The following is a 15,693-nucleotide window of genomic DNA, read 5'->3' on the forward strand; positions in this document are numbered from 1 at the left end:
GTTTCTCGAATCTTTTTCAAGATGGATAGCATCTACAAGTACAGCTCCGTTTGGTGAGAACATTAGAAACGATCAGAAAATGATTGTGAGTGATTCCATCAGGCAAGGTATTGTTGCTATTGGTGATTCCATTATTGCCAGAAGTTTTTATCCCGAACTTTTTTCTTCTTTGTTGACTAAAAATTTTTCCAAATCCTATGAAGTATATAACATAGGAGTCGAAGGCTCAGGAATTCTCCATCATCGGGCACACTTAAGATATTTATTGAGAAGGAATGTCAAACCAGATTTTGTGATTATGAATGTGTCTGTTCACAATCTTAATTTGAATAATTTTGCCTATGATACTAATGATCACATTATAGAACCAGCATATCAAGATAATAATTCTTTAGATTATTACACTCGTTGCTTTGTAGTGGACAAACCAACAATAGCCTCAAAAATGTACTGTAAGATTGCAGAATATTCTTATTTTTTTCGTTTAATCCGTTATTATCATCAACAACTAAATAATAGTTTACAAGCCTTATTGCACACCCAGCGCTTACGTGTTGATAATTTATTCATTAAATATCCTGCAGTTTCAAAACAAGGTTTCTCACCTAATTTTGGGAGTCTTACCGAACAATCAGTGAATACCCCCAGAATGCTTGAATTTTTAAGATATGAATACAGACATGTGTTTGCTAATTTTAATTTGGGTACCGATGGATTAGACAGTATCATCGATGATCTGAATAACAATTCAATTAGAGTGATCTTAGTCTTGGCGCCAGTTTATCATCCAGTAACTCGCAAGATATATGATGAATTCAATTTGCCATCTAATAGCACTATAGTCAGTGCGCTAGAAAATTATGCCCTAAGGAAAAATGTCGCTTTTATAAATTTATTTGAGGAATGTCAGGATCCTGTTTATTTCCAGGATCCAGTGCATCCTAATATCTATGGCGCTGTAAAGATAACCACATTGCTAGCGCAAAAAATTATCAACAAACAATTTGTAGGGCCTGACGGGTATTTGGATAAGGAATTGTTTCAATACCTAAAAAGCAATAATGAGAACAAAGCATGAATTTTGTCACTTTTCAGTTCGTTGTTTTTTTAGTTATTACGGTCATTGTCTTTATGATGATGTCTCCCTATTATCGGAAATATTATATTTTGCTTTGCAGCTATTTTTTTTACGGAACCTGGAGTGTTCCCTTAATCAGCGTCATCTTGTTTTCAACCTCGGTAGATTATTATCTGGGTAAAAAAATCTATAAAAGTCATTCCAAAACTCATAAAAAGCTCTATTTGACTTTATCCATTTTGGTTAATTGCTCCATTCTGGTTTATTTCAAATACATGAATTTTTTTATTTCCAGCATAGATGCCATTGGCTTTAGTTTCGGAGCAACCCATCTTTTGTTAAATCCTATGCATATTATTTTGCCTCTCGGCGTTTCTTTTTATACGTTTGAGGCGATCAGTTACATTGTAGATATCTATAGAGGGGAAAAGCCGGCTAGTAGCTGGTTAAACTATAATTTTTATATTATGTATTTCCCGCATCTGATTTCAGGACCGATCGTCCGTTATAAAGAACTGCACGCTCAATATGAGAATAAAATGGAATTACCTGAAACTTCGCGTTTAAAAGAGGGATTTCAGTTATTACTTTATGGCTTTATTTTCAAACTGATTATAGCTGATTCAATGGCTTCTATCTCAGATCCCTTGTTTGATAAGTATCAGACAATCGGTCATCTGGAGTCCTGGTTAGCCAGTATTGCCTTCACTATACAGATTTATTTTGATTTTCTTGGATACACCCATATTGCACGAGGTGTATCATTATTTTTTAATATTAAATTACCTGTTAATTTTAATCATCCTTATAATGCGCGCAATATCAGTGAATTCTGGCAGCGTTGGCATATCACTTTGTCATTATGGATTCGGGATTACTTATATATTCCTTTAGGTGGCAATAGAGGTCGTTTGCATCAAACAGTGAATAATTTACTAATTACTATGTTTATTGCTGGTTTATGGCATGGAGCTTCCTGGAATTATGCCATTTGGGGCATATACCATGGTTCTCTATTAGCTATTTATCATGTTTTTCGGTTTTATTGCATCAAAAGAAATTTACAAACTGAAAACCAATTGATGAAGATTGGTTCAATTATAATGACTTATTCATTCGTCGTGATAGGCTGGGTGATATTTAGATCCACTTCATTTGAACAGGCATTTACCATTCTCGGCAAGATGTATGATATTCCTGGTTTCGTGCAGGAATTTACCATGAATCAACGTGCTTCGGCTTATACCGATTCATTGTTTTATCTCGTGGGTATGTTCGCTTTATGCTTTATAGGGCCGACTATGAAAGCAATTGAAACGAAAGTCTTGTCAGCTGTACAGCCATTCTGGATTAAAAAATGGCTCTATTCGCTTTCAATTTTTACGGTGTTAATTTTTATGTTTTCCCCTGTGAAACCATTTATTTATTTTGTTTTTTAATTAGGTATTTGGTTGTCGGCTCCCTCACGGTCGTGGCTCAGTTTTTAATTATTATTTAATTTAATCAGCTGAGCCACGACCGTGAGGGAGCGGATATAGATAACTAACACTCAGGCAAATTAACAGCCAATCCACCCATGGACGTTTCCTTATAGATGCTTTGCATATCCATGCCGGTTTGTTTCATCGTTTTGATGACTTTATCCAGAGAGATTTGATGTTGGCCGTCACCTATAAGAGCCATTCGGGTTGCATTAACGGCTTTCACCGCACCCATGGCATTTCTCTCTATGCAGGGGATTTGTACCAGACCCAGGACGGGATCACAGGTCATTCCCAAATGATGTTCCATGGCAATTTCCGCAGCATTTTCAACTTGCTCAATGGTGCCGCCAAGGACTGCTGTCAAACCTGCGGCTGCCATAGAAGAGGCAACTCCAACCTCACCTTGACATCCCACTTCAGCACCAGAAATTGAAGCGCCTTTTTTATAAAGGATTCCAATTGCTGCGGCAGTTAAAAAATAAGTGTAGATGTCTTCATTGCTCATTCTGTCATGAGCTTGCTGACAATACTTAAGAACAGCAGGGATAATTCCCGCAGCTCCATTTGTCGGGGCTGTGACAATTCGTCCTCCTGCTGCGTTTTCCTCATTGACAGCCATGGCATAAAGATTCAGGTGATTCATAATATCTGATTGTTCAAAAATACTTTTGACACCTTTTTGTTCTATTAGTTTTCTATACAAATCAGGTGCCCGTCGCTTTAAATGAAGGCCACCAGGAAGCACTCCATCATGTTTGCAACCGTTATTGATACAGTCATCCATTACTTTGGCAATGTCCAGAATTCCTTTATGAATTTCTGCTGTACTTCTCCATGTTTTTTCATTGACCAACATCAATTCAGCAATGGTCAAGTGGTGTTTTTTGCATAATTTCAATAATTCAGTCGCTGTTGCAAAAGGGTAGGGTGGGGGATTGGTATCAGCTGTTGATTTATCAAAGTCTTCTTCAGTCGTAATAAAACCGCCGCCAATAGAATAATAGACTTGATTAATAAGTAGATTACCGTTTCCATCAAAGGCAGAAAAGCGCATCCCATTACTGTGTTTGGGCAATAATTCTTTTTGTAGAAATAAAAAATCAGTCGCTTCATGAAAAGAAATTTCTTTCTTGCCGGCCAAATTGAGTACATGAGAATTAAGGATTTCATGCATTCTTGGGATCATGGAGGCAGGATCAACTGTCTCTGGTGCTTTGTTTTCAAGGCCATTTAAAATGGCTTTATCAGTACCATGCCCCTTCCCAGTCAACGCCAGCGAACCATAAAGTTCTACTTTTACTCGTTGAGTTTTGTCAAATAGATTTTTTTGTTCCAGCAATTGCAAAAAAGCATTGGCAGCTAACATAGGACCTACCGTGTGTGAACTTGATGGCCCAATTCCTATAGAAAATAAATCAAAAACACTAATGTTCATCGCCGTTTAAATCTCTTGTTCAATATTAGGGGCAAGTGTAGAAGGATATTACCTTTTTGTCCATTATATAATTAAATGATAGCTTATGACTGGTAATTTTACGCAAATTTAGGCAGAATTAGTGGGCGATTTGTTTTTGTTTTATTTTGCTCAATTTATTGTGCAGTATGAGAACTTAAGTGTAAGACTAAAAGGGGATTGTTTATGAAGATGAAATTGGTGACTGCAGCTGTTATGGGGCTTGCAATGTCAACAGCAATGGCTGCAACCGATGCCACATCATTAGCTACTGACAAGGATAAGTTGTCTTATAGCATTGGTGCCGATTTGGGAAAGAATTTTAAAAATCAAGGCATTGATGTTAGTCCGGAAGCATTGGCTAAAGGCATGCAAGACGCTATGAGTGGCGCTCAATTGGCTTTAACCGAACAGCAAATGAAAGACGTTCTTAACAAATTTCAAAAAGATTTGATGGCAAAACGTACAGCTGAATTCAATAAGAAAGCAGATGAAAATAAAGTAAAAGGGGAAGCCTTTTTAACTGAAAACAAAAACAAGCCAGGCGTTGTTGTATTACCAAGTGGTTTGCAATATAAAGTAATCAATGCTGGAAATGGTGTTAAACCTGGTAAATCGGATACAGTGACTGTCGAATACACTGGTCGTCTGATTGATGGTACCGTTTTTGACAGTACCGAAAAAACTGGTAAGCCAGCTACTTTTCAGGTTTCACAAGTTATCCCAGGATGGACAGAGGCTTTACAATTGATGCCAGCCGGATCAACTTGGGAAATTTATGTTCCTGCAGGTCTTGCTTATGGACCCCGTAGCGTTGGCGGACCTATTGGCCCGAATGAAACTTTAATATTTAAAATTCACTTAATTTCAGTGAAAAAATCATCTTAAGATTTTGTAAATTAAAGTCATGCAAAATGCATCCTTCTCATTTAGAGAGGGGTGCTCTTTTATAAAGAATATTAAGCTTCATAACAGGTGTCAGCCTAACGCCACTAAGGAAATTAGAATATGTCTACTTTTAAAGGCCTTGACTCATACTGAGTGAACAAAGGAATGAACAAGCGCCTGTTTATTGTTTTCATCTTAGGTTTTTCTTCCGGGTTGCCTATGGCATTAATCAGTAGTACCTTGCAAGCATGGTACGCTAATAATGGCATGTCAGTACTCGCGACTGGAGCTCTAAGTTTAGTCAGCCTACCTTACGCTTATCGCATTTTCTGGGGTCCCATTCTGGATCGATATTCTTTATTTCATTTAGGTAAAAGGCGAAGCTGGATCCTCACTATGCAGGTGCTGCTGCTTTTGGGTTTTAATCTCATGGCTTGGTTTATTCCATCTCAATATCCTAAGTTGATGGCATTTTTAGCTTTAATTTTAGCTTGTTTTTCAGCCACTCAAGATGTGGCAATTGATGCTCATAGAGCAGAATATCTTCCCCCTCAAGAATATGCATTGGGCGCGTCTTTGGCTGTATTTGGGTATCGATTGGCTCTTTTATTATCTGGTGGATTGGCTTTGGTAATGGCAGAAAAACTGGGTTGGGCATTTACTTATCGCTTTATGGGATTTGCAATGGCAATAGGTATGCTGGCAGTATTTACCAGCAAGGAACCCTCTACTGAAACAAAAGAAAAAAGTAATTTTCTTATTTCATTCATTGCGCCAGTTAAAGATCTTTTAAGTCGTCCCGGGATTATTTATCTTTTTTTATTTGTATTTTGTTATAAATTGGGCGAAGCATTCACTACGACAACAAGCGGGATAGTGATGCCTTTTTTGATTCAAGGCTTGGGTTTCTCCCTCGATACCATTGGCTATATCAATAAGATGCTTGGAATAGTTTCTATCTTGTTAGGTGGTTTAACGGCGGGTTTTTTATTAATGCGATATTCCTTGTATCGCGCATTATTTTTCTTTGGCTTGCTACAAGCATTGACCAATGTCCTTTTTGTCATATTGGCAATGTCAGGAAAAAATATTGTGCTATTAGCAATCGCAGTGTTTTCAGACAATTTCGTCGCAGGGATGGGATCTACTGCATTGGTTGCTTTGTTCATGCGATTGGTAAATAAACAGTTTACAGGAACGCAATTTTCTATACTAGTCGCATTATCAACTTTACCCCGAATCATTTCAGGCCCAGTGGCGGCAACGATTCAAATACATATCGGCTGGGTAGGTTTATATCAGTTGTCTATTGTTTTTGCTTTGTTTTTTATACCGTTTTTGATATTGATAAGAGAATATACAAAAGAAATACCGCAACAGGATTTAGAAATTGAAAAGGCAGGAGAGTTCAATCCTATAAGATAATTGGGCACTAAAGTGGAATACTAATTTACGTAACTTTTTAAACGGGATTAGTCAATTTATCGTATGTAGAGAGACTTGTTTATTTATTATAAGGAATAATGGGAATGATTCGAAATTTGGCAAAACAAGCTGCTAACAGATTAGGCATATTAACGAAGCAAAAGGTAATTCATACTGAACTTATAAAGATAAATACAGCCGAAAAAACTGATGTTCGTGACTCCATTAATATCTCTAATTCAATTAACATCTCCAATATTAATGATTACCTAAAGTTAGAAATCGAGCGTCTAGATTATTTTGGTATCGAGGAGTTGCAAGTTTTAGATAATATTTTTTCACAGTTGCCGGATGAAAATACAAAAATTGCTGCTGCAAAAATGCTCATCGAGTTTTTTTCAAAATTCCCGGAAAAAGCCAGATTAATTGCCGGTTCCTATTACTATCTATCATTAATGCCTTTATCAATAGTTAGTTATCTAATTTTTATTACCGCCAATTACAGCATGGGCAGGGCATCATGGTCTTTAAAAGCGGCAAAAATACTGGCAGAGCAGTGGTCAAATTTTTTAAGTACTATAATTCTGGCTCGAATACTTAGGGAATGTGAAGGGTTGGATTCGGAACGTATGGTTCTTGAAAATGAATATCTTAAAGAGAAAGATATAGTTATTTTTTATAATCTTATAAGCAATTTAATTGATAGTGATCGAGTAGAGGATGCAAACAAAGCGATTGAAACTATAAGACCTCTGGTAGAGAAAGAGCTTGCTGAAGAAATAGATACAGTCAAAAAAAATCAAATTATGCTTGAGCAAGGTATAAAAAATGATTTATTCGCTCCAGAAGGTGACAATGATATATACACTGACGAAATGTGTCGAAATTATTGGACATCATATTATGAAAGTTTTGTTACACGTAGAGAGCATGTACATGGAGATCGCTTGATACTTAATCATTTTCTTAAGTGGATTAAATCTGTTGAAAATGATGTGGATATAGTATTAGATTTTGGAACATTATGTGCTCAACCTCTATACGAAGCATCTATATTAACACCACGAATTCAATTTATAGGCACTGATCGACAGAAATTTATAGCTGAAATGAATTCTGAAGCTTATCCCGCACCTAATCTCTCTTTTGATCATGGTGATATTTTTGAAGTTATGGAGAAAGTAGGAGGTTTACCTGGTCGTAAAGCACTTGTACATATTAGAACAACATGCACATTATATCCAAAATTTGTCGAAGAATTATATAATTATGCAAGGAAATTTGGTTTTACACACATATATATGATTGAAAATGCTGGATTGGTTCGGTCACAACTCAAATTTATTGATTTTAAGAGTATGCAAGAGAAAGCACTTGTCACCAAACATCGTTTAAATATTCATAATTACCGTGAGCAGCTGGAGAATGCCGGCTATTGCGTAAATAAATTTCATAGGCTTGCTGCACCAGGTTTATGGCGAGGCGAACATCCTGCCAATTATCTCGGGTCTCAGTATGAAATTCATGCTATAAGTAGATAGTTTAATAAGTTGGGGATAAGTCAGTATACTGAATCTTTATAGTGTATTGTTAATTATCCCCTAATTACAATTTTCATCATAATAAATTGTATAACTTTGTTTCTTTATTTCTTGAAAAATTGAATAAGCAAATACATTGAAAGCGAAGATTAAAAAACCAATGAAATTTTGTTGGTGTAATAAAAATAGATGCTGTGAATAAGGTTTTGAGTTCTATCCTAAAAAGGATGAATTAAGTCTTATTAGATGATTTTAGCTCTTGCATCAGCCAAGCATATGCTTGGGTAATGTCCTAGTGTTATGGTCTGTAGTTTTTTATCCCATTGAAATCGAAATAGGAAAACTTTCACGATAAGCATGGCACTTTCCATCTTCTATTTCTTAAAGATCTAATCTTTGTATCTGTAAGCAGATGTAGTGCCCTCAACTAACAGCGACCAAGAGGTCTAGGGCAATAAAAAATCTTACCCAAGATCTTATCCAAAGTGGCTGTGGTTATATACGAAAAATAACGAATTGTTGAGAGGTGTTTGAGAATTAGAAGTCTGTATTATTACAATATAAATAAAGAAGTTATGTGCCGTTTTGAACCAATGAGAACTGTTAAAAAATTTTTCATTGGTACCGAGGGTGGGACTCGAACCCACACGGTGTCACCACCACCGGATTTTGAATCCGGCGCGTCTACCAATTCCGCCACCCCGGCACGCGCGGTCATTATAGCAAAGAAATAAATTCTAACAATGGTTTAGTTCATTTATTATTTAAAAAATTACATGGTTGTTCGCGTTTTTGCCTATTAATTTGACAATCACTCGAGCTTTATTAAATAATGAGATCATATCAAGAATGAATTGGGATTATCGGGATTAGAATGGATGGAGTTTTTATGAAAAAATATTGTTCTACAGTGTTAGTTTTGGCTTTAGCTCATACCAGTTTGAGCGCTTATGCCCATACATGTCCTGATCCTCAAACCACGTCATTACAATGGGGAGTTCCTCCATCGCCATGGGTAGAAAATCCTTTTTCCCCAAATAGTCCCCAGGGGGAAGAAAATACTCGTTTCGTACGGGCTAATATTTTAGTCGCTGGTTATGGTCAGGGTGTGACTTGTACTTACAGAAACTCTGTGGGTGATTATTCTATCTTATGGCAGGTGCGAACCAAAATACCCGCTCGAGCTGATTATAGCTGGATAGAAACTATGGGAGGGTATGTCTGTACACGGGGTTTGAATGAATGTCAGTTTTATGTGGCTGATCCTTCAGCTTGATGTGGATTTAACTGAGGGAAGTTTTAATATCCACTCCCTAACGGTCGCGGCTCGGATTTAGTTAGTCCTGTTGATGGAAAACCGAGCCGCGACCGTTAGGGAGTGGATAATAATATACTAATATTTCCGGTACCCGCTTTTCTAATACGTTTTAAACCCTGTCTTCAGTGATATTAATCATCATCTCCAAGGCTTTTTTGGCATTATTAATAACCCATTGTTGATCATTGACTGGGAGTCTGTTTCTGGTTCCTGTGAATTCATTGACCACGTCACCCGCTTTTACTTCGTTATAGGTCATAGACTTACCCTGACGAAGTAAATCAAGGAGGGCTACAAGATGGGGAGGGTCATTGCGAGACATGGTTGCACAGCCACATCCAACTCCTTTTTCAGTGTCTTTTTTAGGGGCTTCAGCAAGGTTTACAACATGAATCCCAATGTTTTTACAATATTGCTTTAAGTTTTCTACCATGTGGTTTTCAGTACCGATGGCATAATGTTTTGTACCTGCTTTGTCATGTACTACCTGGTCCCATATAAAAGCGGTGGAGCCTGAATAATCAGCCACTTTAATGACATCATTACGACATTCAGGATGTACAATAGTCGTGTATCCCTGGCTTTTCCAATAGTCACACATTTCAGGTTGATAATGGGTATGAACTGCGCATTGACTTGCGAATAAAATTAACTCGGCTTTATCAAATTGCTTGAGGGTTTTTTGGTCTTGCGCGGGCAGTGAATAATTAGCGCCAGCAGTTCCTCCAGGCCAATAAGCGAGATTTTTAATTCCCAGCCAGTAAGCAACATTTTCTCCCATGTGTTGATCAGGAATAAACAGAATTTTCTTGTTTTGCTTTTGAGCCCATTGAAAAATTTTTTTAACATTGGAACTTGTGCAAACAGCTCCTCCCTGGGCGCCTGTCATGGCTTTCACACGGCCAGAGGTATTCATGTAGCAAACGGGTAAAATATTTTCAGCACCATAGCGTTTATTTAAATCAAGGAAAGCAGGCTCAACCATAAAGTCTTTGGCAAGCATTTCCATAGTGCATCCTGACTTGGGATTGGTGATGTAGACGTGTTGATTTTCATTAGCCAAAATACTTATGGACTCTGCCATAAAATGGACTGCTGATTCTACTATGACTGATTTTTCAGGGTTATTCGCAGCCATCAAAGCCAATTGGTAGGAGTCACCAATTTTACCTCCGAATTGCTCAATTAATCGAACAATTTCTCCACCCATATAATAATGTGCAAGGAGCAACAGTTTGTTACCGAAATGATTTTGGGCTTTAGTAAGATAAGGTTTCATCCAATTTAAAACAGTCGTCAGCTTTCTATCGGGTAAAGCCTGATACTCCTGCGCATAAGGAATAAAATCTTCTTGATACCAATCTAAAGGATAATCGCTTTGGCAAATAGCCATATCATTACGAATGGTCATCAGGGTCGCTTCGGGTTGGTAAATAGTTGAATTTTTAAACATTAAATCTACCTCTAGTCATTAGGGACCTGTGGGAAGGTTTTCTATCATTATCGTTAATCGGATAGCTTTTACCTGGCTATCCTGCTAATGAACTGTCTGCCTGTCCCAGTTTTGCTATACTTTCCTGGGCTTTGACATTTTTATTGGGGAAATCTTCACGAAAATGTCCACCACGTGATTCCCTTCTGGAAAGTGCTGCTCTAACAATCAATTCTGCATTAAGAATGATATTCCTTAACTCAATAAAATCTCTGGTAATGCAATGTTTCCAGTAATATTCTTCGATAATTTTCTTACGTTTCAATATTAATTGTAGTAGATCTTCTAGGCCTGCTTCGGTGCGCACAATACCCGCATAGGAAGTCATTTCACCCCTTAACCCTCTCCATTGAGCGTTGATTTGGCTGGCTCTTCTTGCATTCACTTCACCTGGAGAGCTCCAGCTGGGGATATGATCGATAAGTTTCAACGGGGTAGCAATGTCTTTGAGTGTACAGCGTGCCGCATTGGAACCCATGACCAAGGCTTCAAGTAAGGAATTACTTGCCAGCCTGTTCGCACCATGCAATCCAGTAAAAGCCACTTCACCGATAGCGTATAATCGTGCCAGATCAGTGCGGCCGTCCACGTCAGTAAGAACACCACCACATTGGTAATGAGCAGCCGGAACGACAGGAATTAAATCCTGGCTCATATCAATTCCAATAGATAATAAGGTTGAATAAATTTGTGGGAAACGTTTTTTCAGGAAAGACTTGCTTTGGTGAGAAATATCCAAATGCACATATCCAGCCTGGCCTCGCTCAATTTCACTAAAAATAGCTCTTGCGACGACGTCTCTGGTCGCTAACTCCATCTGGTCAGGTGCATATCGTTTCATAAAACGTTCGCCTGTTTCAGGATTTTTAAGCAAAGCGCCTTCGCCTCGAACTGCCTCAGAAATTAAAAAATTGTTGATCGAATGATGGTGTAAAAGGGTAGGGTGAAATTGATAAAATTCCATATTGCCTACACGGGCACCGGCCCTGTATGCCATCGCAACACCATCGCCTGTTGCAACCATAGGATTGGTAGTATACCTATAGGTTTTGCCGGCGCCGCCGGTGGCTAAAATAACGCATTTGGCAAGAAATGTGTGAATGCGATTATGCTGGCAGTCTAGTATATAGGCTCCTAAAACTTCACCTTGATTATCTGTCCGGTGAGGATGATATTGGGTAATCAGGTTAACAGCCACGTGATGTTCAAAAAAATGAATTTGTTGATATTCCCTTGCCAAATGATTGAGGGTTTGTGTTAGCGTGAAACCAGTCTGATCGCCACAATTAAAAATGCGCCGGTGCGAATGGCCACCTTCTTTGGCAAGATGGAATCGGCCATCACTGTCTTTTTTAAATTGAACTTTATATTCATCAAGTTGTTTTATAATATCCGGCCCTTGGCGGATTATAAACTCCACCGCAGGTAAATAGCACAGCCCATCTCCAGCTAATAAAGTATCGGAAATATGAGACTCCAGAGAATCTTCTGGCAAAATGGCAGCAGCAATCCCTCCTTGAGCATAGCGACTGTTACACTCAATGGACTCTGCTTTGCTGATTAACGCAATGTTTAGCCTGGGTTGGATAGCTAAAAGCCGCAGACAATAATGTAACCCTGCTAACCCTGTCCCAATGACAAGAACATCGAATTCGAATGATTGGCCTTGTTGTGAGAGCTGATCACTCATGAAAAAGCCTTGACCAGTTGGGTTGCAAGACCTGTGTAAGTCTCTGGAGTTAATTTCATTAACTCTGCTTTTGCTTCCTCGGGAATAGACAGGGCTTTAATAAATTGTTTAAGGTTTTCAGCGTCTATCATTTGTCCTCGCGTAAGCGCTTTTAATTGTTCATAAGCATTGGGCTCATTGTAACGGCGCATGACCGTTTGTACGGCTTCTGCTAAAACTTCCCAGTTTTCGGATAAATCTTTTTGTAGGGCTGATTTATTGATTTGTAATTTGTCATTGCCTTTGGCTATTGAATAATAGGCAATTAAACTATAAGAGAAAGCAACCCCCAAATTACGTAAAACAGTCGAATCAGACAGATCTCGTTGCATGCGCGATTGAGTTAATTTATTGGCAAAATGAATAAATAAAGCGTTAGACAGACCTAAATTACCTTCAGCATTTTCAAAATCTATGGGATTTACCTTGTGCGGCATGGTTGATGATCCGACTTCTTCGGCGATTGTTTTTTGCTTAAAGTAGCCAAGAGAAATGTAATTCCAAATGTCTTGGGTATAATCCAGAAGAATATTATTAATTCTCACCATAATCTGGGAGACTTCTGCTATACCATCATGTGGTTCAATTTGAGTGGTATAAGCGTTAAAGGATAAACCTAACGAGGTAACAAAATTAGCGCAATGTTTACGCCAGTCCACTTCTGGATAGGCTGCTACATGAGCATTGTAATTGCCAACAGCTCCATTAAATTTGGCAGGGATTAATACTTCTGCCAATTGTTGCTGTGGTCGTTTAAGGCGAGCTACGAAATTGACCAATTCTTTGCCCATGGTGGTTGGTGTTGCTGGTTGACCATGAGTTCTTGAGAGCATCGCGACGTCAGCATGCTGTTTACCAAGAAGAGTAATGCTTCCCATGATCTCGGCTAATGTAGGTTGTATGACTTGAGCTATCGCTTGTTTGATCATTAAAGCATAAGCCAGGTTATTGATGTCCTCTGAAGTGCAGGCAAAATGTATGAAAGCAATGTAAGATTTGAGTTGTTCATTTTCCAGAAATTTATCCTTCAGATAATACTCTACAGCTTTTACATCATGATTGGTTTGTTTTTCAAATTCTTTTATTTTTTCAGCTTCTGACTCATTAAAATTAGAAATAAGATCAGATAAAAACTTACGTGCTTTATCATCTAATGGGGGAACTTCTTGAATAGTATCGTTAGCAGCCAAAGATTCAAACCACTTGATTTCGACCATTAAACGATAATACGTTAATGCAAACTCACTAAAATAGGGACTTAATGCTCTGGTTTTATTTACATAACGACCATCTATGGGTGAAATCGCGTTTAATGCAGTAAGTGTCATGATAGGTAGCTTATTCCGATATTAAAGCGTATATAATATTAGATGCAGAACAAGATGTGAATTAAAGCGATAAATATTATAGAAAATTAGCGTAAATTTGTTCAAAATGTGTATAATAATGACCAAGTTTTTAATGGGTCAGGTTATTATTTATGAACACGATCGTAGAATCGTATCGAGCCGGTTTATTTCAAAAAAAATATTGGCTACAAAATATTATTTCCGGGTTAATTGTTGGTGTGGTTGCCTTACCTTTAGCAATGGCTTTTGCAATAGCTTCCGGGGCTAAACCGGAACAAGGGTTATATACGGCTATCGTTGCCGGATTAATAGTCTCAATTATGGGTGGGAGCAGAGTTCAAATCGCCGGCCCTACCGGTGCTTTCATTGTAGTTCTTTCCGGGATAACGGCCCAATATGGTATTCCAGGGTTACAAATAGCGACTTTAATGGCTGGCTTTATCCTGGTTCTATTTGGTTTTGCCCGTTTGGGAACGATTATTAAGTTCATTCCCAGCCCAGTAATCATCGGATTTACTTCAGGGATTGCTGTCGTGATTTGGGTGGGGCAATGGCAATATTTTTTTGGGTTACCTGCAACTGGAAACGGACATTTTCATGAAAAATTTTGGCATTTACTTCAGTCTTTTCCTCACTTGAATATCGCAACTACTTTTTTAGGTATTTGTGCTTTAATTATCGTGTTGTATTCCAGTAAATTACCAGGACTAAAGCGTATTCCTGGCCCTTTGGTTGCCTTGGTACTGGTTACAATCATACAGTCATTGGCGCACTTTGAGGGAGTTGCTACGATAGGAAGTCTGTTTGGAGGAATACCGCAAGGCTTGCCTGCTTTCACCTGGCCGGACATCACAATGGCTCGACTGATTGAGTTGACTGGGCCAGCCTTTGCCATTGCAATGTTAGGAGCAATAGAGTCCTTATTGTCTGCTGTGGTTGCCGATGGGATGAGTGGAACCAGACATCATTCGAATAGAGAATTAGTCGGTCAAGGGATAGCTAATATTGTAGCGCCTTTGTTTGGTGGTTTTGCAGCCACCGGAGCGATTGCCCGCACGGCCACGAACATTCGCAATGGGGGGAATAATCCTCTGGCAGGGATTATACACAGTATTACTTTGATTTTAGTCCTATTGTTCCTGGCTCCTTTGGCAGTGGATGTGCCTTTGGCGGCACTGGCTGCTATCTTGTTTGTGGTTTCGTGGAATATGAGTGAAGCCCGCCACTTTATTAAATTAATTCGAGTAGCTCCTCGGGCTGATGTTGTTATTTTACTGGTTACTTTTTGTCTTACGGTGTTTGTTGATTTGGTCGTTGCCGTCAACGTAGGTGTCATCATTGCCGTATTGCATTTCCTGCGCCGAATGGTTAACAGCATTCAAATTCAGCGTATGTCAGAAGGACAATTATCCCAAGAGATGGCACAAGAAAAGAATTTTGAGTTGCCTGAAGGGGTCATGGTGTATGTTATCGAGGGGCCATTTTTCTTTGGTGCTGTCGAAACATTTCAGAGTGCGTTGGCTAATACCTATACTGATCCCGGAACTTTGATCATCAGAATGCGTTGGGTTCCCTTTATTGATGTCACCGGTTTACAGGCTATGGAAGAAATTATTTTGAATTTGCAAAAGCGTGGAGTAAGAGTTTTGCTCAGTGAGGCCAATCCGTTGGTTGAAGCGAAACTCCGTAAAATGGGAATTGTTCAATTACTTGGAGAGCAAAATTTTTATAAGGAATTTTCTCAGGCCCTTGATGTTTGTCAAATCAATGATGCTAACAGAAAGAGTCAATCTCCCTACGAAGTGGCGAAGCCTTTGGCTTCTGTTGCTCAGTGATCAGCCTGGTTATCCGTTCAGGCTGGGGAAGCGTTTAACCCATCTCAAAGCGTGTGTGTCAAAACCAGTAAGGCTTGAGACAGTGCTCAAGCGCTTCCTCA

General features: G+C 38.6%; 11 protein-coding genes and 1 tRNA gene. 7 read left to right on the plus strand and 5 right to left on the minus strand.

The genetic code is table 11. The features are described 5' to 3' along the window. Nucleotides 1-79: 79 nt before the first annotated feature. Together EL201_RS04155 and EL201_RS04160 are read left to right on the plus strand one after the other, a co-directional pair. Entirely contained in the window at nucleotides 80-1,078 is a 999-nt protein-coding gene (locus tag EL201_RS04155) for a DUF1574 family protein (RefSeq protein ID WP_229310325.1), read from the plus strand. Continuing rightward, nucleotides 1,075-2,517 carry an MBOAT family O-acyltransferase gene (locus EL201_RS04160; protein WP_027221152.1) on the plus strand — a complete coding sequence of 481 codons (1,443 nt, stop codon included), beginning with the start codon at nucleotides 1,075-1,077 and terminating at the stop codon, nucleotides 2,515-2,517. The genes EL201_RS04155 and EL201_RS04160 overlap by 4 nt, the downstream gene beginning before the upstream one ends. Before the next feature lie 103 nt (nucleotides 2,518-2,620). Here the strand turns inward: EL201_RS04160 and EL201_RS04165 are convergent, their stop codons facing one another. After that, nucleotides 2,621-3,997, minus strand: a complete 1,377-nt coding sequence (locus EL201_RS04165) for an L-serine ammonia-lyase (RefSeq protein ID WP_027221153.1) — start codon at nucleotides 3,995-3,997, stop codon at nucleotides 2,621-2,623. Between the two features lie 204 nt (nucleotides 3,998-4,201). On the opposite strand from EL201_RS04165, the gene mip reads away from it, so the two are divergent. From mip to EL201_RS04180, 3 genes are all read left to right on the plus strand, one after another. Beyond that, nucleotides 4,202-4,903 (plus strand): macrophage infectivity potentiator Mip, encoded by a 702-nt coding sequence (gene mip, locus EL201_RS04170; protein ID WP_027221154.1) that lies wholly within the window; start codon nucleotides 4,202-4,204, stop codon nucleotides 4,901-4,903. Between the two features lie 165 nt (nucleotides 4,904-5,068). Continuing rightward, a complete protein-coding gene (locus EL201_RS04175) occupies nucleotides 5,069-6,328 on the plus strand; it encodes an AmpG family muropeptide MFS transporter (RefSeq protein WP_027221155.1) in 1,260 nt (419 codons plus the stop codon). Between the two features lie 104 nt (nucleotides 6,329-6,432). Further along, entirely contained in the window at nucleotides 6,433-7,869 is a 1,437-nt protein-coding gene (locus tag EL201_RS04180; protein ID WP_027221156.1) for a hypothetical protein, read from the plus strand. 619 nt (nucleotides 7,870-8,488) lie between these two features. Here the strand turns inward: EL201_RS04180 and EL201_RS04185 are convergent. Continuing rightward, a tRNA-Leu gene (locus EL201_RS04185) sits at nucleotides 8,489-8,575 on the minus strand. A gap of 183 nt (nucleotides 8,576-8,758) precedes the next feature. On the opposite strand from EL201_RS04185, the gene EL201_RS04190 reads away from it, so the two are divergent. Next, entirely contained in the window at nucleotides 8,759-9,145 is a 387-nt protein-coding gene (locus EL201_RS04190; protein ID WP_027221157.1) for a DUF3757 domain-containing protein, read from the plus strand. A gap of 151 nt (nucleotides 9,146-9,296) precedes the next feature. Here the strand turns inward: EL201_RS04190 and nadA are convergent, their stop codons facing one another. The 3 genes from nadA to purB all read right to left on the minus strand — a co-directional run bounded on the left by nadA (nucleotide 9,297) and on the right by purB (nucleotide 13,736). Then, nucleotides 9,297-10,640 carry a quinolinate synthase NadA gene (gene nadA, locus EL201_RS04195; RefSeq protein WP_027221158.1) on the minus strand — a complete coding sequence of 448 codons (1,344 nt, stop codon included), beginning with the start codon at nucleotides 10,638-10,640 and terminating at the stop codon, nucleotides 9,297-9,299. Between the two features lie 76 nt (nucleotides 10,641-10,716). Beyond that, the gene (gene nadB, locus EL201_RS04200) at nucleotides 10,717-12,369 is read right to left on the minus strand and encodes an L-aspartate oxidase (protein ID WP_027221159.1); all 1,653 of its coding nucleotides are present in this window, start codon (nucleotides 12,367-12,369) and stop codon (nucleotides 10,717-10,719) included. Continuing rightward, nucleotides 12,366-13,736 carry an adenylosuccinate lyase gene (purB, locus tag EL201_RS04205; RefSeq protein WP_027221160.1) on the minus strand — a complete coding sequence of 457 codons (1,371 nt, stop codon included), beginning with the start codon at nucleotides 13,734-13,736 and terminating at the stop codon, nucleotides 12,366-12,368. The genes nadB and purB overlap by 4 nt, the downstream gene beginning before the upstream one ends. 152 nt (nucleotides 13,737-13,888) lie before the next feature. Between purB and EL201_RS04210 the strand changes: the two genes are divergently transcribed. After that, entirely contained in the window at nucleotides 13,889-15,592 is a 1,704-nt protein-coding gene (locus EL201_RS04210; RefSeq protein WP_027221161.1) for a SulP family inorganic anion transporter, read from the plus strand. Nucleotides 15,593-15,693: the final 101 nt, after the last annotated feature.

The sequence above is a fragment of the Legionella pneumophila subsp. pascullei genome (assembly GCF_900637585.1).
Classification (GTDB): domain Bacteria; phylum Pseudomonadota; class Gammaproteobacteria; order Legionellales; family Legionellaceae; genus Legionella; species Legionella pascullei.